This window comes from Bradyrhizobium sp. SPXBL-04 (genome assembly GCF_051853035.1).
Lineage (GTDB): Bacteria > Pseudomonadota > Alphaproteobacteria > Rhizobiales > Xanthobacteraceae > Bradyrhizobium > Bradyrhizobium zhanjiangense.
In genome coordinates, this window is record NZ_CP182472.1 from 1,462,519 (window position 1) to 1,482,647 (window position 20,129).

General features: G+C 59.7%; 21 protein-coding genes and 1 pseudogene. 13 read left to right on the forward strand and 9 right to left on the reverse strand.

All coding sequences use genetic code 11. From position 1 onward, the window contains the following. Positions 1–19 precede the first annotated feature (19 nt). A pseudogene (locus ACNJX8_RS06890) lies at positions 20–352 on the forward strand ((2Fe-2S)-binding protein); the annotation flags it as partial. A gap of 149 nt (positions 353–501) precedes the next feature. Here the strand turns inward: ACNJX8_RS06890 and ACNJX8_RS06895 are convergent. Beyond that, a complete protein-coding gene (locus ACNJX8_RS06895) occupies positions 502–879 on the reverse strand; it encodes a c-type cytochrome (protein ID WP_271587711.1) in 378 nt (125 codons plus the stop codon). A 1,092-nt stretch (positions 880–1,971) separates the two neighbouring features. Here ACNJX8_RS06895 and ACNJX8_RS06900 point away from each other — a divergent pair. Further along, positions 1,972–2,925, forward strand: coding sequence for an AraC family transcriptional regulator (locus tag ACNJX8_RS06900; RefSeq protein WP_439360018.1), 954 nt, complete (start codon positions 1,972–1,974; stop codon positions 2,923–2,925). Positions 2,926–3,005: 80 nt separating this feature from the next. Here ACNJX8_RS06900 and ACNJX8_RS06905 read toward each other — a convergent pair whose 3' ends face one another. Beyond that, positions 3,006–4,058, reverse strand: a complete 1,053-nt coding sequence (locus ACNJX8_RS06905; RefSeq protein ID WP_439360019.1) for a LysR family transcriptional regulator — start codon at positions 4,056–4,058, stop codon at positions 3,006–3,008. 826 nt (positions 4,059–4,884) lie between these two features. Between ACNJX8_RS06905 and ACNJX8_RS06910 the strand changes: the two genes are divergently transcribed. The 4 genes from ACNJX8_RS06910 to ACNJX8_RS06925 all read left to right on the forward strand — a co-directional run bounded on the left by ACNJX8_RS06910 (position 4,885) and on the right by ACNJX8_RS06925 (position 7,410). Next, positions 4,885–5,541: a hypothetical protein gene (locus ACNJX8_RS06910; RefSeq protein WP_439360020.1), complete on the forward strand. Its 657-nt coding sequence runs from the start codon at positions 4,885–4,887 to the stop codon at positions 5,539–5,541. Between the two features lie 91 nt (positions 5,542–5,632). Beyond that, positions 5,633–6,868 carry an ATP-dependent Clp protease ATP-binding subunit ClpX gene (gene clpX, locus ACNJX8_RS06915; protein ID WP_439360021.1) on the forward strand — a complete coding sequence of 412 codons (1,236 nt, stop codon included), beginning with the start codon at positions 5,633–5,635 and terminating at the stop codon, positions 6,866–6,868. Between the two features lie 147 nt (positions 6,869–7,015). Further along, positions 7,016–7,204, forward strand: coding sequence for a hypothetical protein (locus tag ACNJX8_RS06920; protein WP_439360022.1), 189 nt, complete (start codon positions 7,016–7,018; stop codon positions 7,202–7,204). Continuing rightward, positions 7,201–7,410: a hypothetical protein gene (locus ACNJX8_RS06925; protein WP_271587717.1), complete on the forward strand. Its 210-nt coding sequence runs from the start codon at positions 7,201–7,203 to the stop codon at positions 7,408–7,410. The genes ACNJX8_RS06920 and ACNJX8_RS06925 overlap by 4 nt, the downstream gene beginning before the upstream one ends. Before the next feature lie 778 nt (positions 7,411–8,188). Here the strand turns inward: ACNJX8_RS06925 and ACNJX8_RS06930 are convergent. From ACNJX8_RS06930 to ACNJX8_RS06950, 5 genes are all read right to left on the reverse strand, one after another. After that, positions 8,189–8,659: a pyridoxamine 5'-phosphate oxidase family protein gene (locus tag ACNJX8_RS06930; RefSeq protein WP_122401530.1), complete on the reverse strand. Its 471-nt coding sequence runs from the start codon at positions 8,657–8,659 to the stop codon at positions 8,189–8,191. Positions 8,660–8,691: 32 nt separating this feature from the next. After that, complete coding sequence (locus ACNJX8_RS06935; RefSeq protein ID WP_439360023.1) at positions 8,692–9,387, reverse strand: glutathione S-transferase N-terminal domain-containing protein; 696 nt, start codon at positions 9,385–9,387, stop codon at positions 8,692–8,694. A 215-nt stretch (positions 9,388–9,602) separates the two neighbouring features. Continuing rightward, complete coding sequence (locus ACNJX8_RS06940; RefSeq protein WP_271587719.1) at positions 9,603–10,520, reverse strand: NADP-dependent oxidoreductase; 918 nt, start codon at positions 10,518–10,520, stop codon at positions 9,603–9,605. Between the two features lie 99 nt (positions 10,521–10,619). Continuing rightward, positions 10,620–11,852 carry an MFS transporter gene (locus ACNJX8_RS06945; protein WP_439360024.1) on the reverse strand — a complete coding sequence of 411 codons (1,233 nt, stop codon included), beginning with the start codon at positions 11,850–11,852 and terminating at the stop codon, positions 10,620–10,622. Between the two features lie 114 nt (positions 11,853–11,966). After that, entirely contained in the window at positions 11,967–12,464 is a 498-nt protein-coding gene (locus tag ACNJX8_RS06950) for a hypothetical protein (protein WP_439360025.1), read from the reverse strand. Positions 12,465–12,624: 160 nt separating this feature from the next. Here ACNJX8_RS06950 and ACNJX8_RS06955 point away from each other — a divergent pair, with 160 nt between their 5' ends. The 7 genes from ACNJX8_RS06955 (at position 12,625) to ACNJX8_RS06985 (ending at position 17,659) form a co-directional block, all read left to right on the forward strand. Further along, a complete protein-coding gene (locus tag ACNJX8_RS06955; protein WP_439360026.1) occupies positions 12,625–12,915 on the forward strand; it encodes a hypothetical protein in 291 nt (96 codons plus the stop codon). Between the two features lie 161 nt (positions 12,916–13,076). Further along, positions 13,077–13,565: a bacterioferritin gene (bfr, locus tag ACNJX8_RS06960; RefSeq protein ID WP_439360027.1), complete on the forward strand. Its 489-nt coding sequence runs from the start codon at positions 13,077–13,079 to the stop codon at positions 13,563–13,565. Positions 13,566–13,991: 426 nt separating this feature from the next. Beyond that, entirely contained in the window at positions 13,992–15,026 is a 1,035-nt protein-coding gene (locus ACNJX8_RS06965; protein ID WP_439360028.1) for an AraC family transcriptional regulator, read from the forward strand. Between the two features lie 37 nt (positions 15,027–15,063). After that, on the forward strand, positions 15,064–15,750 hold the full coding sequence (locus tag ACNJX8_RS06970) for a nitroreductase family protein (RefSeq protein ID WP_439360029.1): 687 nt from the start codon (positions 15,064–15,066) through the stop codon (positions 15,748–15,750). 36 nt (positions 15,751–15,786) lie between these two features. Beyond that, positions 15,787–16,332: a carboxymuconolactone decarboxylase family protein gene (locus ACNJX8_RS06975; RefSeq protein WP_439360030.1), complete on the forward strand. Its 546-nt coding sequence runs from the start codon at positions 15,787–15,789 to the stop codon at positions 16,330–16,332. An 81-nt stretch (positions 16,333–16,413) separates the two neighbouring features. Further along, positions 16,414–17,043 carry an FMN-dependent NADH-azoreductase gene (locus tag ACNJX8_RS06980; RefSeq protein WP_439360031.1) on the forward strand — a complete coding sequence of 210 codons (630 nt, stop codon included), beginning with the start codon at positions 16,414–16,416 and terminating at the stop codon, positions 17,041–17,043. 157 nt (positions 17,044–17,200) lie between these two features. Then, complete coding sequence (locus tag ACNJX8_RS06985) at positions 17,201–17,659, forward strand: DUF3788 domain-containing protein (protein ID WP_439360032.1); 459 nt, start codon at positions 17,201–17,203, stop codon at positions 17,657–17,659. Between the two features lie 577 nt (positions 17,660–18,236). Here the strand turns inward: ACNJX8_RS06985 and ACNJX8_RS06990 are convergent. After that, positions 18,237–19,529 (reverse strand): tyrosine-type recombinase/integrase, encoded by a 1,293-nt coding sequence (locus tag ACNJX8_RS06990; RefSeq protein ID WP_271587727.1) that lies wholly within the window; start codon positions 19,527–19,529, stop codon positions 18,237–18,239. A gap of 319 nt (positions 19,530–19,848) precedes the next feature. Continuing rightward, the gene (locus ACNJX8_RS06995) at positions 19,849–20,118 is read right to left on the reverse strand and encodes a hypothetical protein (RefSeq protein ID WP_128931584.1); all 270 of its coding nucleotides are present in this window, start codon (positions 20,116–20,118) and stop codon (positions 19,849–19,851) included. Between the last annotated feature and the right edge of the window lie 11 nt (positions 20,119–20,129).

The window sequence follows — 20,129 nt, forward strand, 5'->3', positions numbered from 1 at the left end:
CGTGCCCCTTGATGCATGCATTCGGCCGGCGCGGTCCGGGTCGACCGCCTGCGTCTTATCAGCCCTAGCCACCCCGCTGCTGTGGGTGCTCCGCGATGTGCTCTGTATGACCGGCACCAAATTCGGCTGCGGCCAGGCGCTGTGCGGCGCCTGCACCGTGCATGTCGACGGCCAGCCGGTCCGCTCCTGCCAAACACTGGTCGACAGCGTTGGCGATAGCGCGGTCACCACGATCGAGGCGATCAGCGAGGCGCCGCAGGGTGCAGCCTTACAGAAGGCATGGCCGGAGCTGGAGGTGGCGCAGTGCGGCTACTGTCAGTCCGCCCAGATCATGTCGGCGGCTGCGCGGCTCAGGCCGCTTGTTCCGGATTTTTCTTTCCACGTTCGCTCATCAGACACGTGATCAGGCAATTCGGATGCCTGCGCAGACGAGGCGGCAGTAAAAAGATGCTTAGACGTTCAACTGGGCCGTGCCCTGCCAAGGTCTCGCCCAACGATCCGCTACTTCAACGTCGCAAGATAGGCATCGAGGTCAGCCCGGTCCGTCGGGTTCTTCAGCCCTGCGTAGGGCATCTTGTTTCCGGGAACTACCTTCTGGGGCGATTCCAAATACGCATCGAGGATCTTCGTATCCCACACAATATCGGACTTCTTCATCGCGTCACTGTAGGGGAACCCGGGAGCCGTACCCGCCTTTCTGCCGACGATTCCTCCCAGGCCAGGCCCCACACGATTGGCCTGATCCGTAGCGTGGCACGTTGCGCAAGCTTGGAAGATTGTCTTTCCGTGCGCGGCGTCCTGCGCGTGGCCTGGATTGGCGGCGGCTCCCGCAAACAAGAGCGCCGCGACAATCGCACGAAGTGTTCCTGCGCTGTTCATTACGAACATCCTTTTTTTATCGGGATCAGAGGTGGCGCGGCTGCGCGAAATCGTTGAGATCGTCTCCGAGTCGAGGCGGGTGGCGCCGAGCAGACCAGATCCGCGCGGCTACAGCCGGGCTTACATTGGTACTTTCATCGCGCATCCTTCGCTGGCCGCGCGCGTCACGGCGAATCGCGCGATAGTTTCAGTCCTTAACGGGACGGCCGCGTGCGCTCGACCGCCCGCCACACCGAAAGATCGGATACAGGGGACAAAATGAGAAATTCCTTTTGGACATGCATTCGATAGGCGTGAGATATCATCCAAGAGGTCTGTGGGCGTGGCGTAGGACGACACAAAAAGGGCAATTCGCGATCACTCTTTCCCGTTGGGTTGCTTCGAAACGTCATGCGCGAGCACTCCTTCCAGCTTCGAGCCTGGATCCGGCTCCAGCGCTTCGCAGGGAAACAGGTAGGGAAGCACCAAATCGGCCCGGATTGACTTCGGCGTGACGATCTCGACCGAAACGACGAGATCGCGACAAGTGCGCGGCTTGAACCGCGGTAATACTTACCTGCGCGCGGCTTTTGATCTGGAACGTGCCCATCCTGACCGCCTTACGATTCGTCGCATACGAGTTGCTAGGGGGGTCGAGCAGTCCGCGGTCACATCACGACCTGCGGGTCCGACACCCGTGCGTACGATCGGTCCGTGACGAAGCCAGCTGTTGCGATGGCGGCTCGGGGCTTCCTGACGCGCGTCGGCGTGCGTTCACGCGAATTCATAATGTTCCCAAGTCGTTGAGACGCTCAGCGGGCTCATTCATGTTACAGCTGAATATATCTAATTCGGCTGTCACCACTACTGGGGCAGCCGCAAGTGGCTACTTGTCCTGCGTGTTTAGTCGGAGGCAACGAAGACCGAACCAATCAAAATCCCAGATCAGGTTAAGGCGCGGAAGGACCCTTCGCTCGGTGCGAGATTGGCTGCTTGCGAGATGCGTCCTCTCGCCGCCCGCGCTGATCTCATGAACCTGAGTAACATAGAGGCGTTTTGGACGTGGCAGGTGAGCCATTCTGGCGTATATCGCGACAAGACCTCGACAAGTTGATGACCACATTGGACGTCACCTTCGTCAGACTATCGCAATGCGTGCTTGCGACGGGGGCTCACCTTGCCGTCGCCTGCGCGGATGCCACCACCATCCACTACTGTCTTCGAGGCGTCGGGTTCATTCTCCTGGAGGGTGAAACGCCCATCCGCCTGACGCCGCATACACTGGTGATAGTCCCGCCTGGACGAGCAATGACAATTGTCGCCACGGAGCGCCCGACCCTACTGCGGAAGGTAGGCAAGGGCGACGACGGCCGCTTCGTGCCCGGCTCGTCGTACCGGCACACCGTCGGCGATGGCAAGCCGACACTGGCGCTTGCGTGCGGCACGTTTCGAGCCACCTACGGCCCAGCACTGGACTTGTTCGCATCCCTTGCAACGCCCATTGTTGAGACGTTCGACGTACATGACCAACTCGACCAAGTGATAGCCTGCGCAATAGCCGAGCTCGCGGCCCAGGACGTCGGTGTGGGGCCAATGTCGGCGGCGCTGCTGAAGCTCGTGTTGCTCGCGCTGCTTCGACGTTGCCTAGTCTCGACGAAAGCGTGGGTCGAGCGCTTCGCGATCTTAAGCGACCCGCCGATCGCACGAGCTTTCGCCGAGATGGCCTCGCGCCCCTCCTTTCCGCACACCGTACAAAGTCTATCCCAGGCCGTCGGTCTCAGCCGCTCAGCTTTCATGGCGCGCTTCTCAACTGCCTTCGGTGAGGCGCCCATGTCTCTCCTGCGCCGTCTTAGGATGCGCCTCGCTGCTGACCTGCTCTCAGCCAACGCGCTATCGATCGACCAGGTCGCCCTAAACGTCGGCTACCAGAGCCGGAGCAGCTTTACGCGCAGTTTTCGTCGGTACTACGGCAGCGACCCCTCAGAATACCGCTCCAAAGCGCAGAGCGCACGGTCCTCAAGGGCTGCTCCGACTGAAGATGCGATCGAGCAATCCGATGCCGCGTGAGAATCATTCGTCCGCAAGAGCGTTGGCGCCGCCGCCGGCGAGCTCATTGCGCCTTGTTATGACACGCGAGCTCGATCAACTCAGTGCTCCCTCGGGTCGGGGCGAACGCAGGCGAGCGTCTTAGCTCGTTTGCACCGCGTAAGGTCTCTGGCTGTGGGATCGATGCGCTGTAAGCCGCTCGCCTTCCGCGTGCTCGCCGGTGCGGGCGCGCTCGCCATCTCTGGGAGCCTTACATGCGGCATTTCCTTCTGGCGGACTTCGATCGACCAGTCTCGAAACCGCGCGACTTTGATAAAAGCGTCCAGTGCCGGCGAGTAGCGGCGCCCCTGCACGGCCAGCAGCCGCACCTCCCGCGAAATCGGGTCGCCTTCGAGCGGAATAGTCTTGAGCGTCGGAAGGCATGGCATGTGCTCGGGCGCGAGTACCACGCCGAAGCCAGCGGCGGCCAGGTACTGGAGGTGCAAGTCGTGACCGCTGCGGTGGCCCAGATGCGGCGGTTCCTTGGGGAAATACAACCGTTGAATCTTTGGGAGGACGTCGCATCCGACGCGCTCCAGCAAGACGGTCTCGCGGAGGTCGTCAATTCCGATCGAGGGGCGATTTGCGAGCTGGTGTGTCGGCGCCAGAACCGCGACGTAGCGCTCTTCGAAGAGCAACCAGTCGTCGATGCGGGTGGGTATGTCCTGCACGTCCCCGACGATTGCGGCACTGATCTCCCCCTCAAGCAGCAGGTCGATGAGCTTCTCCGCCGTGCCCTCGCACAGCTCGACATTAAGTCCCGCGACGAACCTTGCAATCTCAGTGATCAGATCGAGAATGAGCGAAGCCGAGATAGAGGGGGCGAGGCCTATCTTGAGTGGCGCGACCTCCTTGCGTTGAAATTCTTTAGCTCTGCGACGTGCCGTTTCTGCCGAGGCCAGTGTGCGCGCCAGCATCGGAAGAACCTCCTTCCCGAGGTCGGTGAGCTGCGTCAGCTGGCGCTCACGATAAATCAACGGGCCCCCGAGTGCCTGCTCCAGCTTCTGGATCCCCTTGGTCAAAGCGGGCTGTGTTACATTGCACTGCTCCGCCGCGCGGGTGAAGTTAAGCGTGGATGCGACCGCGAGGAAATAGCGAACTTGATGAAGCTCCATGGGTCTCCGATAACTTGCTCCTGTCTATGCACTTGACGCCGTGACGGGGGGCGCCGAAATGACGGCACTGTGGATGCCACTTGCATGCACACGTTGGAACGGCCCAGTCTATTGGTTTGGACGCACGGACACGCTTTCTGGAGGCTCTGAGAGCCGGGCTAGTGCGCAGCGAGGTGGGCGGAGCTCCCTGACGAGGAAATCGGCAAATGCCCTGCGGCAGGCTTTATGGTCTTTATCCCCTCACGAAGAGCGCATTCAGTTCGATCGAGCCGAAATCCCATTCAGGCAGCATCCGTACGAGCTGCCCAGTCTCCAGCTCTGCCCGCACGCTGATTTCGTCCGACGCGGCAAACCCTAGCCCGGCTACGGCGCTTGCTGTGGCTCCTTCGCTGGTGGTGATCGCGAGCTGGCTCTCAACGCGCACGGAGGTGACACGTCTTTGCGTAAGGAGAAGGTCGGCGATGAGTGGGCCGGACTGACGATCACCGAGTGGTGCGCGAAGTCCGAGAGCGTGTCGGGCGCGCCGTGCTCTCGTAGGTAGTCCGGAGGGCCGCGAGTACCCTCGGAAGCCGTATGATTGATCCTTCTTCATTTTAGGAAGAATGAGGGATTTGCCCGCCGTACCCGCCACGGCCGCCGCCGCTTAAGGGCCAGCTAGAGGCGAAAATCCGCGTCACGAATCTGATCCGAAAGTTCCATTGAGCCGATCGTCATCGACGAGTGCGCCCTCTCCCGCGGGAAGGCGTGCCTCAGCCCTTCCAGCGACGGTCGGCTGGCAACTCCAAGACGAAATGTAGTTTTTCTTTCAACCGGCCTCATCGAAAATATGGAACCTTTCATCGTTCGCTCATCGTGCACGGGCCGAAAATCGGTTTCGCGCGAAGGTGCGAGCCTGATTGCGAAGCAAATCCCGCATGGTTGCGGGCGTCCGACGGAAGGAAAGCAGTCGCAGGATGCCGAAGCGGACGAACTCTACGATTTGTTCGAGTGCATTAAACCTTCGGATCGTCGTCCCGCGCCCTTTTGGGTGCCCGAGCTCAACCGGCGCTCAATTGAGCCGCTCGTGACAATCGCCTTAGGCTTGGCGCAACGGAGATCAAAGAAAGACATGGATGCGTTATCGCCCGGCCGAAATGTAAGTCCCTCGCAACACCTGCCATTCTGGAGCCTGATCATGAGAAGAATCACTGTTCTCGTCGCCTCTGCTCTGATCATTGCATCTACGAATGCCGGGCCTGCCGCAGAGTCCAACTTAAACAAGGATGTTAACACCGCTCGCGCGGCCTTGGCGACGGTGCACAGCAAACCCGCCAATGCGGCCGACAAAGACGAGGCTTGCCGCGTCTACGTCGCCTCATTCTATCAGTCCGCGATGCTGCGGCAAGCCGCTGCTGGCGGCGTCGACGGCGCGAGGGTGTTAACTGCGCTCGATTCCGTGATCAATATTTTCAACGATCTGTTGGCGCCGAAATGCGGCGGTTGACCCCCACTGTTCTCTGGCAATGACAATGGGCGCGGGGCAGCAGATGATCGTATTCCCGTTGACAACCCCCTGGATCTGGTTTGAGGCCGCCATGGCAGTTCACTCAATCACCAACACTACACTCCACAATTTGGTGGCAGGTCCCACGATCTTTATCTGCGATGAGTGCGTCGAGCTCTGCAGGGACATCATCCGCGGGGAGAACAAGTCCTCGCTCGTGAAGTCGCGCGACGGCATTCCGACGCCGAAGGAAATCTGCAAGGTGCTGGACGATTACGTGATCGGCCAGAGCCATGCGAAGAAGGTCCTCTCGGTCGCGGTGCACAACCACTACAAGCGCCTCAACCACCAGACCAAGCACAACGACGTCGAGCTCGCGAAGTCGAACATCCTGCTGATCGGTCCGACCGGCTCGGGCAAGACGCTGCTCGCGCAGACGCTCGCCCGCATCCTGGACGTGCCGTTCACGATGGCGGATGCGACCACGTTGACCGAAGCCGGTTATGTCGGTGAGGACGTCGAGAACATCATCCTGAAGCTGCTCCAGGCCGCCGACTACAATGTCGAGCGCGCCCAGCGCGGCATCGTCTACATCGACGAAATCGACAAGATCAGCCGCAAGTCCGACAACCCCTCGATCACGCGCGACGTGTCGGGTGAGGGCGTGCAGCAGGCGCTGCTCAAGATCATGGAGGGCACGGTGGCTTCGATCCCGCCGCAGGGCGGCCGCAAGCATCCGCAGCAGGAGTTCCTGCAGGTGGACACGACCAACATCCTGTTCATCTGCGGCGGCGCCTTCGCCGGCCTCGAGAAGATCATCTCGGCGCGCGGCCGGTCGACCTCGATCGGCTTCGGTGCCCAGGTGCTCGCACCGGAGGACCGCCGCACCGGCGAGATCTTCCGTCACGTCGAGCCTGAGGACCTCCTGAAGTACGGCCTCATCCCCGAGTTCGTCGGCCGTCTGCCCGTCGTGGCGACGCTCGAGGACCTCGACGAGACCTCGCTGAAGAAGATCCTGACCGAGCCGAAGAACGCGCTGGTGAAACAGTACCAGCGGCTGTTCGAGATGGAGAACATCGAGCTGACCTTCGCCGACGAGGCGCTTGGCGCGGTCGCCCGCAAGGCGATCGAGCGCAAGACCGGCGCGCGCGGCCTGCGCTCGATCCTCGAGGCGATCCTGCTCGAGACCATGTTCGACCTGCCGGGGCTCGAAGGTGTGGAAGAAGTCGTGATTTCCCGCGAGGTCGTGGAGGGCACGGCGCGGCCGCTCTACATCTACGCGGATCGCTCGGGGCGCACGGTGGGAAGCAGCGCTATAGCGTACTAACTCGACCGGGCCAAACGACTGACGCCTACAACATCCGATCCGTTACTTGTTCTTCCCCCTCGTTTGCTACTGCTCCGGTGCCCAAATCGACGTCAACGAACCTAAATCGCTAAATAGTACGATAATGTACTATGATAGGAGTGAAACATGGGTGATGTCATTCGATTTGCACCAAAGTCGGAGCGAGAGCGAGCTCGCCTTGTTCGAGAAGCTCGAGCGATTTATGACAGCGTCTTCCCGCCGCCTGAATGCGCCTGCGACCAGCCGGACAATGCATGCGCAAGCCACGTGCGCGTGGACGCAGACATCGATCACGGCGATGGGGGCGCATCATGATCGCGATCATTGCCGTACTCTGCAGCTTGTCTTCTCCCGCAAATTGCCACGAGCAGACCGTCACCACCTCGAACTTCGCTGACATCTCGATGCAGTCCTGCCTGATGGGCGCACCGCAGCTTGCCGACTGGATGAATCAGCATCCGACCGAGCGCCTCGCAGCATGGCGCTGCGTGCTCGGTAAAAGGGATGGCAGGGGCGCTTAGGGTCCCCGGGGCCGATTTTGTTCCTCAAATAGTTCCGCGACTCCGCGCTCGATCCGCGAGGAGTCAATTTGCTTGGGTCCAGGCCGGCATGAGGAAACTCGCCAAGACTGGGATGAGATAAGCGCGGCCGAGCTCGACCAAGGCAGTCATGATCAGTTTTCTGGTCGGAGCGAAGTATTCGCCGTAGGCGGCAGCTAAGCTGTCACGTCAGCGACATACAGATGACCACCTGTGCGCCCGCCGTGGCTCTTTGGCCATCTCCAGTGACGATGTGGATGCCCACGACGCCGCGACGATGTCATGCCCTGGAATAGAACGATCTTCGAGCTAATGATGCCTATGCCGCCGATCACTATCTCCACAGGTTACTTTTCCTCGACGGTCGCGGGACAGTCATATTGTTTCGAAACGCCACCGAGGAGCTGCAAGCACGTCCAGTAGAAAGTAAAGAAAGAAACTTCGTAAACGCGCCCATGGAAGCTCCCACCGTCGCGATTGAGGCGTCGCAGGTTAAATTCGACGGCATGGACCGCTTCCGCCCTACGACGAAAGACTTTCGCTCCTCTTAAGTCCAAAGGGGGTCATTTGATGAGCGCGGTAAGCGCCTTGTCATCGGTGTCTAGGCAGTAGACAGCGAGCAGCCTCGTGCCCGAACTCACATCAGCCAGGGGCGGCCATCGATAAGGCTGCGCTCCGCGGGCGATCGAGATAGTGGTTCGGATGTTCGCGGACTTTCTACCTCTGGGTACCGATTGGTCTTTTTTTGCGGAGCCCGCACTTATGCCCCGATGGGCTTCACACCGTACTTTTGATAGTAGGTGCTCCTGATTTCATCCTGACTTCGAGGAGGGCGAGCGAAGACATGGGCTGGAGATAGCAACGGGCTGATTGAAGTGGTTTCGATTTTGACAACGTGATCGACAGGATACTCTAGGCCATTCGTCGCCCGAACCCAGTCGGCGATCATCAAGGACTCGCCATCTTCTGGCGGCAGTATCAACGCACGGCCCTTGAATCGGTAGCCGCGCCTCTGGAAGATGTCGACTACGTTAATTTCGACAGCGGGATTGCGCTCCAAGTTCAATATCGTCCGAGGCGAGGCGATGTCAGCGAAGTACAGAACGCCGTTTCTTACCGTCAAAGACGCCTTCGGGGAAAGATTTGGCGTTCCATCCTCGTTGACTGTCGCCACAAACGACAATATCGCCTGCTTGATGATTGCCTCCATGTCGGCAGTGATTTCAATCATAGATACCATCTCCTTGTTCTTCGCGAGCGCTTCTAGCCAGCTGTCACTTGCAGCCCGCGTTGCACCGCCGGCCGAGCGAGGCCACGGGTGAGCCACGCCTGCACATGAAGAAAGCGGTCGAAGCCGACGAGATCGCGTGCTTCGTAGAAGCCGATCAAATTGCGCACCCAGCCGAGCAGCGAAATGTCTGCGATGCTGTAGTCGGCCCCCATCACCCAGTCCCGGCCCGCCAGCCGTTGGTCCAGGACACCGAGCAGCCGCGCTGATTCGGTCGCGTAGCGGTCGCGCGGGCGCTTGTCTTCATAGGCCTTACCGGCGAATTTGTTGAAGAACCCGACTTGGCCGAACATCGGCCCGACTCCGCCCATTTGCCACATCACCCACTGGATCGTTTCGTAGCGGGCGTTTGGATCGGCTGAGATGAATTGCCCGGTCTTGTCGGCAAGGTAGAGGAGGATCGCGCCCGATTCGAACAGCGCGAGCGGTGTTCCGCTAGGCCCATCAGGGTCGTAGATTGCGGGAATCTTTCCGTTGGGGTTGAGCGCCAGAAAGGCCGGGTCGTGGGTTTCGTTTGCCATGATGTCGATCCGGTGCGGCTCGTAAGGAAGGCTCGTTTCCTCAAGCATGATGCCGACCTTCACTCCGTTGGGCGTGGAAGTGGAAAAGAGTTGCAGCCGATCGGGATACTGCGCCGGCCAGCGCGCAAAGATTGCATGATCAACAGTCACTTTCTTCCTCCTAGATAAGCGGGCCGCGCCGGGCCGGGGCAAAGGCGAATTCTCCGCCAGGATGCGAGCCGAGCTAGCATGGGTACCCAGGCACGACCTTGGACATCAGCTGAGAGACGATGGGATGGATGGGCATTGCCTGCCCCACGCACCGGCCCGGGGAAAGCGCCGACAATGCATGTGTGAGGGGAGAACCGCTCGCCTTCGCTGCTTCCTCACGGACGAACTCGGATGATCGTTTTCCCGCTGATCCGCCGCGTCGGATTGAAGGCGGCGACTGCCTCGTCAAGGGTCGCGATGTTGCCGATGTTTGTACGCAGTCGTCCGTCCCGTACCCGCTGGACGATCTCACCCAGTTGCGCGCGATCGGACACCAGAACAAAGTCGATCGCCAAGCCGTCGACAGGCCGCGCTTCGGTCGGCCCGGCGATGGTTACCAACGTTCCTCCGGTTCGAACCAGGCCGGCGGACCGCTTACCGATCTCGCCCCCGATGACGTCGAAAACCAGATGGACTCCGCCGACGCCTTCGAGATCGCCGTTCTCGAGGTCGACGAACTCCTGCGCGCCGAAGTCGAGCGCTTTCTGACGGTCGGCGGCACGTCCCGTGCCGATGACGTAGGCACCGGCCTCTCGTGCGAGCTGCGTCACCATCGAGCCGACCGCGCCGGCCGCGCCGTGCACGAGAACGCTCTGCCCCGCCTGAAGGCGACCGTGCACGAACAGTCCCTGCCAAGCAGTCAGGCCCGGCATCGCCACGGCCGCCCCCACCGAGAACTCGACGTCGCCTGGCAGCGGAGCGAGATTGCGTGCCTCCACTGCCACATACTCGGCCAGGGTGCCGCTGCGATACGAGTCCGAGAGACCGAACACCCGTTGTCCTACCGACAGTCCGGTCGTGCCATAGCCGAGAGCGGTGACAATACCTGCCAGCTCCTGGCCCGGAATCGTCGGCGACCGGTCACGGTCGAGGCGATCGGTCCAGGTCGAAGGCCACGTCAGCTCGCCCGAGGTGAATCCAGACGCATGAACCTGAACGACGACGTCATTTATCGCTGCCTGCGGCTCCGGTCGCTCCACCAGCTTCATCCCGGCCGTTCCAGCAGCCTGGTCCGTCACAACGATCGCTTTCATGGGAATGATCTCCTCCGTCGTTCGTCTCATTGCTGGGTATGTTGCGGCGATAATCTGCGCTTCAATCTGGATAAAGCGGCGCCCAGGACAGGACGATTCTCATGACACTGTTCCCTGTACTGGTGAACCGCTAGCGGTCGAGCCGTCGGACGTGCTCTTCCCGGTTCTGTCGGTGTGCGGATTGCGCGCACCGAGAAGGGTAAATAGGGTGGCCACAGCGGCAAGTCCGCCGTATCCGAGCGTGATCTGCGGAAGCGAGAACAGGTTGGAAAGTTGCCCGGAGATGAGGCTCGGGAAGGCGGCGCCGCTGTAGCAGAGAAGGTAGATTGCGCTGAAGATTGGTGCCCGTTCGGCGAGTGTGCTGCCGTGCAGCAAGCCGCGTGTGGCGGCGCTGATGGCGATGCCCTGGCCGGCACCGGCAACCATGGTCGCGGTGATGAACAACACCAGTGTGCCGGCTAAGATTGCAGTGCTGATGCCGATCATTCCGGCCACGAAGGTGATCATACCGACGCGTTGGGCTACCGCGGATGTGAACCAGCCACCAATGGGAGCGCCGAGAACGCTGGGGGTCATATAGGCAGCGAACACTAGCCCGAGGATCAACGGGCTGCGGGTGTGGAGTTCATCTTGTACAAGCGCAGGCATGAACGCTTGGTAGAAGCCCCCGCTGGCCCAAGTGGCCAGAAACACCGCCGCCGCGACAGGGAGCAGATGCCTGACCCGCGCCGGTACGCTGACCTGGGGTAACAGCGATCGCCAAGCGCCCGGAGTTGGAGTTGCTGTTTCCGGACTGATTGCGACGAGTGCAACAGACAGTAATAGGAAGCAAATGCAGACGAGATAGATGAGTTCGCGCGGCCAGGGGCCGAACTCAACAAGCGCACCGGATGCTATGGCGCCGATAGCGACGCCGAGCATCGGTCCTTGGCTGGTGACAACGGACGCCAACCATTCCGGTCTGCTGGGCGCCGCATCGACGATGTAGGAGGTCAGACTGCTGCCAGCCAACCCTGTGCCGAGGCCCACGAGGAGCCGACCGGCCAGCAGAGTGTCGATGTCGTGCACATTGAGCAACAGCAGACATCCCAGCAGGAGAAGACCGAGGCTAGTGATCGCAGTGACCCGGCGGCCCAGATAATTGGACAGCCGTCCAAGTACCAACAGTGCGGTTATGGTGCCGACGGCGTACGCGACGACGGCCATCGAAATACCGGCGTTAGTGAACCCGTCTTCTGTTCGGTAGGTGTTGTAAAGGGGGATCGGAGCGGCCGCAGCGGCGAATGAGACCACCAAGGAAACTACCGCTGATAAAAATGCCAACGGGAGCATTCCGCTCCGGTAAGACTGGCTGATCACTGGTGGCAAGTTTTGCATCGAGTAGCGAATCGGTCGTCTTCCAAAGAATTCCGGCGCAGGTCCGAGTTCACCGGTTGATTTGCTTCACTAGGTGGCGGTGATATTGGTGCCAAGCTGACGAGTGGCTCCATCGCTGAGAGCTGCCACAGCCGTCCTTTGGTTATTGTCGATCAGGTACTGCCATCGTCGATCCGCGCGGCGTACGACGCCGCTCGCTGAGCCTCCAACGTATTTGCGACTTGGACCTTTGCCATCAATTGACCGATTCAGCACGATCAGGGCGAAATCGCCGGCAACGTACACTTGACGCGCGCTGGCCTTGAGCGGCAAACCGTGCTTGAGATCGCACTCGAGTCGGGCGGCGATTTCGGTGGCAGTAGTTCGTCCGTCACTCGTGATGAGAACGGGCTTTGGGTCATACACTGGCATCATCGCGCTGACCTTGTCGGAGTGAAACGCTCGAGCAGCGACGTGAGAATGTCTTCGGGTTTGGAAGCCAGCGGATTGGATCCGGACATCAGGGGTCTCCTGCTCGTGTTGGCTGAAACGGTTGTCCTGGTCGTTATTCGACTGAGTGGCTGTCAAGGTCGCAGCGCGGCTCGAAAGTTTCCAATAGCCAGTACTTATGGTTTCCATAGCGGGGAGAATTGTGCGGCGACAGTCCTCAATCCCGTTCTTAGATCAAGGCAAGTCGCTTAGCTGACGTTGCGACGCTACGGCCGCGCTTCGTCCCCGAGCTACCCCGTTGTTCGGAAGCCAGACCAACGAAGGCAGAGAGATCCTGCTCTCCGGACAGGTTGACGCGATTGCGATCGATGACTCCGGAGCTGTCGACGCGGTCGTCGATTGGATTGCCCTTATTAAAACGAGTGAGAACGCGCTCATCCTGAGCTCAGCAGCGCCTGGCCAGGTCGTCGAAGATCTGGCTGAACCACATAGTCAGCTGATGACGGCTCTTCTTGCGCAGATGGATTCAGCGAAGGGGATCGAGGGGGCCTTCAACAACACCCGAAACGCGGTGTGGGACCAAGGATGAATGAGCCCAAACTCGCGTCGAAAATAGCCTTAGGTTCCCTTGGTTTGCTGGACAGGCGCCTCTCGGTTTCACGCCCAGAGAACGCCTGTCTGCTTGTTCTTCGTCAGAATCGTTCTAGACTTGCGAGGGTCAAGAACGGGCCTCAAGTCTTGGAGTTCATCATGCAGGGCGACCCGAAAGTCATCGAGTATCTCAACAAAGCACTGCGTCACGAGCTCACGGCAATTAATCAGTACTGGCTGCACTACCGCTTCCTGAATAATTGGGGTCTCCTAGAGATGGCTAAGGTCTGGCGCAAGGAGTCCATCGAGGAGATGGAGCACGCTGACAAGCTCACCGACCGCATCATCTTCTTCGATGGTTTCCCAAACATGCAGGTGCTCGATCCCCTGCGCATCGGCCAGAACGTCAAGGAGATTATCGAGTGCGATCTCGCCGCGGAGATGAGCGCGCGTGCCCTCTATGAGGAAGCGGCGACCTATTGCCACAGCGTAAAGGACTACGTCACGCGCGACCTCTTCGAGGAGCTGATGAGCGATGAGGAACATCACATCGACTTCCTCGAAACCCAGCTCGATCTAATCGGCCGCATCGGCCTCGAGCTCTACACCCAAAAGCATGTCGGCGGGCTCAAGACCGAAGAGCACTGAATTGTTGCGCCGTCCACGGCAATGTGGCGACGAGCAGCTGTAGCGATTGGTGCCGCTCACGCTTCAGTTGTGCTCGATCGCAGGCAACCGTGCACTTTGCGGCCACGACGTTCCAGCGCTGCGGATGCCGGTTCATGGAGGGCCTTGGTTTCGTCACCGGCAAATAACGAGTTTTCCATGATTGCCGACCGGGTCCTTGCGGCGAATGGCCAGGGGTATTCTGTCCATCCTCTCGCCAATTGAAACCACTTTAATTTCACGGCTTCTTTCTCCCTCTCATGTCTTTGCTGATCCGCCTTGGGAGGCAGCAAGAGATCAGGGACACATATCGTTGAAAATTACGAGCTGATCTCCGGGCCGTAGTAATCAGAAGCGCGCTCGGCGCAATACGATATGCTGCGTGGCAATTCAGGTTCTCGAGGTCTTATGTCTCAAGTCGACTGGTTGAGTCATCTCCTGCAAATCATCACCGTTACCGGCCAACTCGAGGTTCGCTGCGCCTACGGCGCGCCATGGCGTGTTATCTGGCCTAGGGCGGCGGCGAACGAGATCCCCTACCATGTCATAGTCAAGGGCCGGGCGATTTTCGAGGACCCGGATTCAAGAACGGTGCAGGAGCTTGGGAGCGGGGATATCGTGCTGCTCCCTCACGGTTCGGCGCATATGCTGCACGACGGCAGCGGCAAAACGCCAATCAACACGCACGAAAGCAGGGGCTCCGCAGGATGGATGTTGAGCGAGAACAATGGACGGGGTGAGCAACTCGATCTGCTGTGCGGACGATTTTTTGTCGTGCCACCCCATGATCGATTAGTCCGCAACTACCTGCCAGCAAATCTGGTCGTGCGGGCTCTGAAAAACCACGGGGAAGAGGACATCGCGTCGGCATCGAGTCAACTTTCCGGACTGGTCAGCTTAATGCGAATGGAGTCCGCTGAGGATAGAGCGGGAGGACGCGCCATTCTGAACGCGCTTTCTTCGATCTTGTTCACTCTAGTTCTCCGCGCCGCGAGCGAATCCGGAAAATCCACCGAAGGCTTGTTGGCCCTTGCTGGCCATCCGAGATTGGCGCCGGCCATTGCGGCGATGTTCGCTGATCCGGCGCGACCCTGGAAGCTTCCCGACCTCGCCGATCTATGCGGCATGTCACGCGCAACATTCATGCGCCAATTTCAGGACAAGTTGGGCCGCTCCGCCCTTGACCTGTTGACCGATCTTCGCATGAGCATGGCGGCCAACGAGCTCAAGAGGCCAAGGATCAGCACGGAAGCTGTGGCTGAGACGGTCGGGTATCAATCGGTTTCGGCCTTCCGGCGTGTATTTGCGGAGAGGATGGGGATGACACCAGGCGAATGGCGCCGACTGGCGCACAATGGCGATGAGTCTGGTCGCCGCCAGAATGATCCTTTTGAGCACCAAATTGAGCAAATAGAGGCTCGAAACGATCATTCCAGACGGTAAATTGGGCTCCGTCATCACTTGATAACGGAGCACCCCAATGAACAACACCACTACAACCGCTGTCGCCGCCGATCGGGAAACCTCCCGTTCGCGGGCGCGGCCGTTGCCGACAAACGCCGTGATCGAAACTATTCTGAGCCGCAGTGCTGCGAAGTATTACGACTCGACGGCCGTCCTCAGCGACGATCAGATCCGCGACCTCGTGCGGATCGGCACGTCAGCGCCGACATCCTTCCATCTGCAGAACTGGCGCTTCATCGCCGTGCGCTCACCCGAAGCAAAGGCACGGCTGCTTCCAATTGCCTGGAATCAGCCCGCAATCACCGAAGCAGCCGTCACCTTCATCATGGTCGGCCAGTTGGCCGATGCCAGCACCGTCCCTGACCGCCTGGCGCCAGTCGTGGAAGCGGGAATCATGCCGGTACAAATGGTCCCGGAATGGGAGGCGCCCGCCCGCGGTCTTTACGACAATCATCCGCAGCGCCAGCGCGACGAGGCTGTACGGTCCGCTACCTTCGGCGCCGCAGCCATCATCTATGCAGCCCGCTCGCTAGGCCTGGGTTCGACGCCGATGATCGGCTTCGATGCAGAAGCCGTGCACAAAGAGTTCGGCCTGGCCGAACACGAAATCCCGGTCATGCTGTTGACCGTCGGGCCGGAGCGGCCCGGCAACTGGCCGCAGAAGCCGCGTCTGCCCGTCGCCGACGTGCTGCACTTCGCATAACCAACCCTCAAATCAATCATCAAAAGGAGAAATACCATGGCCAGAGCTGCTGCTCTGAAGCCGGAACATGTTCCGGCTGCTTCGAAACCAACCCTCGATATGTTCACCAAGAACATCGGGTTCGCTCCAAACATGCTGGCGACCTTCGCGCAAAGCCCAATCGCGTTCAATGCATGGGCCGCTCTGCTCGGCTCGTTGAGCAAGGCGCTCGACGTCAAGACGCGCGACAGCATTGGCCTTGCGGTCTCCGAGGTGAACGGCTGTAACTACTGCCTGACGGTGCACAGCTTCACGGCCGAGCGCATGGCCAAGCTGCCGGCCGACGACATCATCCTCGCCCGAAAGGGTCACGCCACCGACCCGAAGCGGGATGCCGCCGTCCAGTTTGCACGCAAGATCATCGAGAGCCGAGGCCATGTCACGGACGCCGATCTGCAAGCCGTCCGCGATGCTGGCTACACGGATGCGAATATCATGGAGATCGTCGCGCTTGCAGCCATGTACTCGCTGACGAACTTCTTCAACAACGTGTTCAATCCCGACAAGGACTTCCCCGCAGTTGCACCGGCCGGCTCGATCTGAACCCGCCAGCGGTATCAACCGCCTCCAAGGAGATATGGAGGCGGTTGATGCAAGACCTTCCTAGCCATTTGGATCCCTCGCATGAATATCCTCCATATTGACAGCAGTCCTCGCTCGAAATCGCATAGCCGTGAGCTTTCGGCGGCGATCGTCAGGAAGCTTCTTCAGGTTGCGCCGGATGCGAGCATCAGGCGGCGTGATCTTGGAGCCGATCCTCTGCCTCATGCCACGGCTGACTACGCGGATACGCTGTCATCGCCGGCCACACTGGCGGCACCGCTGAAGGGCGCTTTGGACCTTGCCGAAACGCTCATTCGGGAGGTCGAGGCGGCTGATGTGATTGTCATTGGAACGCCAATGCACAACTTCACAATCCCTTCGGTTCTCAAAGCGTGGATCGACCAGGTCCTGCGCGTCGGCCGCACGATGGAGTCAACGCCCGCCGGGAAGGTGGGAATGCTTCCGGATCGTCCGGTTTTTATCGGCGTCGCTTCCGGCGGCGTGTTCACCGGAGACCGAGCAAATCAGCCTGATTTTCTCACGCCCTATCTGACGCTGGCACTGAACTCTATTGGGCTGAAGACGCTGCAATTCCTTCCGCTGCAGGCCACCGCATTTATTGAAGAGGGCCAAGCTCCGCTAGCGAGCGAGATGGTAATTGACGCTATCGATTTGACAGTCGTGCGAGAGCTTCGAGACGTAGCTGCTTGATCAGCCGTGCTCTCGAGGATCGCGCCGACTGCATCGCAATGCTCTCCGTGCTCTGGACAAAGTCGCACCTGCGGCATTCTGAGGGCCCATTGCTAGCCTTGACAAACGCCCGTTTAACCTCCGGCCCTCCGCCGGACTATCAACACGAGGTCTTCCGATGATTAGTACGCTTCCGCAAATCGGCGACAGGATCACCGACAAATCAGCATCGCCCGATGAAAGCACCGTTCGCGAATGGATTGGAGCAGATGGCTTCGAATACTGGGCCAAGCTGCGGACCTGGATCGATGAATCCTACCCAGAAGTTTTCGCGCCGGATTGGCTCTACGGTGGAAAGAACCGCGGTTGGTCCCTGCGTTACAAGAAGACCAAGGCGTTCTGCCACCTGGTGCCGGAATTCCGACGAGTTTCAGCTGTGGTGGTCATGGGTAGAGCAGAGCGAGAAATGTTTGAGGAGCGGCGCTATGTTTGGCACCCGCAATTGATCAAACTCTACGATGACGCGAAAACATACATCGACGGAAAATGGCTAACGATTGCCGTCGCATCGGCAGATGATCTGCATGATGTGACGAACCTTCTGACTATGAAGCGCCCGCAAAAGTCGCGCGGTTGAAGGTCACAGGAATGCTGGTTTGCCGGCGATAGCTCCAAGGATACGAAGAGTATATGAATCTTTCCGCTTCAATCGGAGTCTGCCGCGCCGCCCCGGCGCCAAGCAGCAGCCCAACGCCGCCTGCCTTCACGCCCGTCGCAGGCTCCAGCAGCCGACTGGGGGCTCCTGGCGGCTAGGCAGACTTCGCGACCAGCATTGCCTGTTCGACGCTCACTGATTGGGTCATGCGTGCCGATACAGAATGATTGGAACGCCCGGAGCAAATTGGCTCAGGAAGTCGAAGTCCGGCTCGCACAGCGGGCCGGCGTGGCTCGTGCCAAGGAAATTGCGATGCTCGGGCGTCGACATACCCCCGCTGTGACTCGAACCCCCGACCGGTCGACAGGGCGAGATGGTCGCGTGAGAGGAGATCGGGATCTGACCACCGAAACGACTGGGAACAAACGGCGATAAAGGTGGTCAATCGCGAGCAACTTTCATTGTTTTTGTTGATCTTTTCGGCCGCTACTTACGTTCGGGACGCAGGGGTCGCAGGTGACCAAACGCGACAGCATCCTCGATGTTCGCCAGGCTTGAGTTAGGCGCTTCGCTTGTGGAGTGGGACCGCTTGTCTTGAGCTCCCAAGTTCAAGAACCGGGAAATTCTCCCGAATGGTCTGCGCTACGTAGCTGGGGGCAAGGTGAGCGTAATGCTTTTCCGTCATCCTCGTATCAGCATGACCGAGTTGTCGAGCGATGACAGCCATTGGCACGCCAGCCATGGCAAGATAAGACGCGTGAGTATGCCGCAAGATATGAAAATTTACCGGTGGTGAGATTGCCGCTCGTTGGCTAGCCTCATCGAGCGGCCGCTGCTGGTGCGAGGTTCCCCAGACCCTACCGTCACTTCTCAGGAAGATCCGCTCGCCGGATTGGAGGACCTGTGTCCATTGCCGGAAGGCAGATTTTCCCTCTTCCGTCAATACGACGTGTCGGTTCTTGCCCTTGCTCAGACGAACCGACAATGTGCCGCTGTCGTCGTTGTAGTCTTCGTACTTTAAACGCGTCAGCTCTGCGTATCGACAGCCCGTGTACAAGGCCGCTTCGATCAGCTTTCGAAAGTCCTCCGGACAGGCACTCACGAGCCGGCGGATTTCGGCGACGTTTAGATAGCGGACCACCGCTTCATCGACCCGCTTGAATGGCTTTACCTTTCGCCAAGCGCTGTCGGATGAGACGCGATCTGCGAAGAAGGCTCGATTGAGCGCCGCCTTTAACATCGTGAGAATGCGGTTGGCAGTTGCCTTTCGCGCGCGTCGCGCATCATCATCGTCAGGAGTTTCGCGCGTAGCCGGTTCAGTAGCGGTCCGCTTTGTCCTCACTCGTTTTGGTTCGGTTGCCACCCTGTTGCGCCAACGAACCAGCCGCTCCGTGGTCAGCTTGTCGATTTCGAGAGAGCCGAGGTCAGGCAAGATCCAAGCATCGAAGACGTATTTGGCCCCCTGAACGGCCGCCGGTTTCTTTTCGGCGGCGATCTCGGCCAGATAATCCTTGACGGCATCTGCAACCTTGTAAGGACCGGTATGAACGACACCGGCCGCGATGAGACGCTGCTGCTCGGCCCAGCTCCGCGCTTGGACTTGCGCTTGCCAGTAGTCAAAGACGGTTGCGCCGTCGGCGTCAGTGGTGTCGTCGGCCGCGCCGATTGCCTTGGTGTCATAGCCTTTCGCGCCGCGATAAAGGCTTGCGACCCATGATCCCGCAACCGCCCCACGGTAGTAGCCAAGCCGCAGCCCTTTTGCGATCTTCGCGAAGTAGGGTGTTCGGCGCACCGGCAAACGCGCGCGAGCTGTTCGCGTTTCAAGTGACGAGTGTCGCGCTGCGCGTGCCAACGGACGTGCTCCATTTCTTCAAGTTTTCTTCAAAAGACGGTCGAGAATTGAGACACATAGTACCGAACGTGAACGAACTAAGCAATTGAAAATACTGTGTTTATTAGCGTTCGCCAGTGTTCGCCAACGTGCGCGATGCAATTCTCTCAAGGCTGAAACAGGGGTTCGATTCCCCTAGGGAGCGCCAAAGCCAACCGCAATCAGGTCCCGTCGCGCCGCAATTGGCTTGCGCTGAAGCGCGCCAGCGGCCCGGTCGTCCGCCGGACACTCAGCTCTCGGTCCGCAACTGCTGCGCGCTCCACGCCTCGCAGGATCGGCGCTACTGCGGCTGATATCCCTCAATGCGCGTCAGCAGTTCTTCTTCCAGACCAGCCCGGCGCCTCTTGAGCCACTCAATTTCCGCCTCTTGATCAGCTTTCGCCTCGTAAGCTTTAAGGAGATCAATGACGCGGCGATATTGGTGGCAAAGCGCGTCGAAGGTTCCGTTCGTCGCCACCAGCCGACGCACGACCTTTTCATCCTCGGAGAACCTCGCCAGCAATGGCCGGATGCATTCCACTATTTCGTCCTCTACTTCGTTGGTTCCCATGGCTCCTCCGT

What these genes read in the sequence shown, in the direction of transcription:
- ACNJX8_RS06920 (WP_439360022.1), top strand. Translation starts at nt 7,016, where the DNA reads ATGGGTGATGTCATTCGATTTGCACCAAAGTCGGAGCGAGAGCGAGCT.
- ACNJX8_RS06995 (WP_128931584.1), bottom strand. Translation starts at nt 20,118, where the DNA reads ATGGGAACCAACGAAGTAGAGGACGAAATAGTGGAATGCATCCGGCCA.
- ACNJX8_RS06985 (WP_439360032.1), top strand. Translation starts at nt 17,201, where the DNA reads ATGATTAGTACGCTTCCGCAAATCGGCGACAGGATCACCGACAAATCA.
- clpX (WP_439360021.1), top strand. Translation starts at nt 5,633, where the DNA reads ATGGCAGTTCACTCAATCACCAACACTACACTCCACAATTTGGTGGCA.
- ACNJX8_RS06925 (WP_271587717.1), top strand. Translation starts at nt 7,201, where the DNA reads ATGATCGCGATCATTGCCGTACTCTGCAGCTTGTCTTCTCCCGCAAAT.
- ACNJX8_RS06965 (WP_439360028.1), top strand. Translation starts at nt 13,992, where the DNA reads ATGTCTCAAGTCGACTGGTTGAGTCATCTCCTGCAAATCATCACCGTT.
- ACNJX8_RS06970 (WP_439360029.1), top strand. Translation starts at nt 15,064, where the DNA reads ATGAACAACACCACTACAACCGCTGTCGCCGCCGATCGGGAAACCTCC.
- ACNJX8_RS06895 (WP_271587711.1), bottom strand. Translation starts at nt 879, where the DNA reads ATGAACAGCGCAGGAACACTTCGTGCGATTGTCGCGGCGCTCTTGTTT.
- ACNJX8_RS06940 (WP_271587719.1), bottom strand. Translation starts at nt 10,520, where the DNA reads ATGAAAGCGATCGTTGTGACGGACCAGGCTGCTGGAACGGCCGGGATG.
- ACNJX8_RS06945 (WP_439360024.1), bottom strand. Translation starts at nt 11,852, where the DNA reads ATGCTCCCGTTGGCATTTTTATCAGCGGTAGTTTCCTTGGTGGTCTCA.
- ACNJX8_RS06975 (WP_439360030.1), top strand. Translation starts at nt 15,787, where the DNA reads ATGGCCAGAGCTGCTGCTCTGAAGCCGGAACATGTTCCGGCTGCTTCG.
- ACNJX8_RS06905 (WP_439360019.1), bottom strand. Translation starts at nt 4,058, where the DNA reads ATGGAGCTTCATCAAGTTCGCTATTTCCTCGCGGTCGCATCCACGCTT.
- ACNJX8_RS06910 (WP_439360020.1), top strand. Translation starts at nt 4,885, where the DNA reads ATGGAACCTTTCATCGTTCGCTCATCGTGCACGGGCCGAAAATCGGTT.
- ACNJX8_RS06900 (WP_439360018.1), top strand. Translation starts at nt 1,972, where the DNA reads ATGACCACATTGGACGTCACCTTCGTCAGACTATCGCAATGCGTGCTT.
- ACNJX8_RS06930 (WP_122401530.1), bottom strand. Translation starts at nt 8,659, where the DNA reads ATGATTGAAATCACTGCCGACATGGAGGCAATCATCAAGCAGGCGATA.
- bfr (WP_439360027.1), top strand. Translation starts at nt 13,077, where the DNA reads ATGCAGGGCGACCCGAAAGTCATCGAGTATCTCAACAAAGCACTGCGT.
- ACNJX8_RS06980 (WP_439360031.1), top strand. Translation starts at nt 16,414, where the DNA reads ATGAATATCCTCCATATTGACAGCAGTCCTCGCTCGAAATCGCATAGC.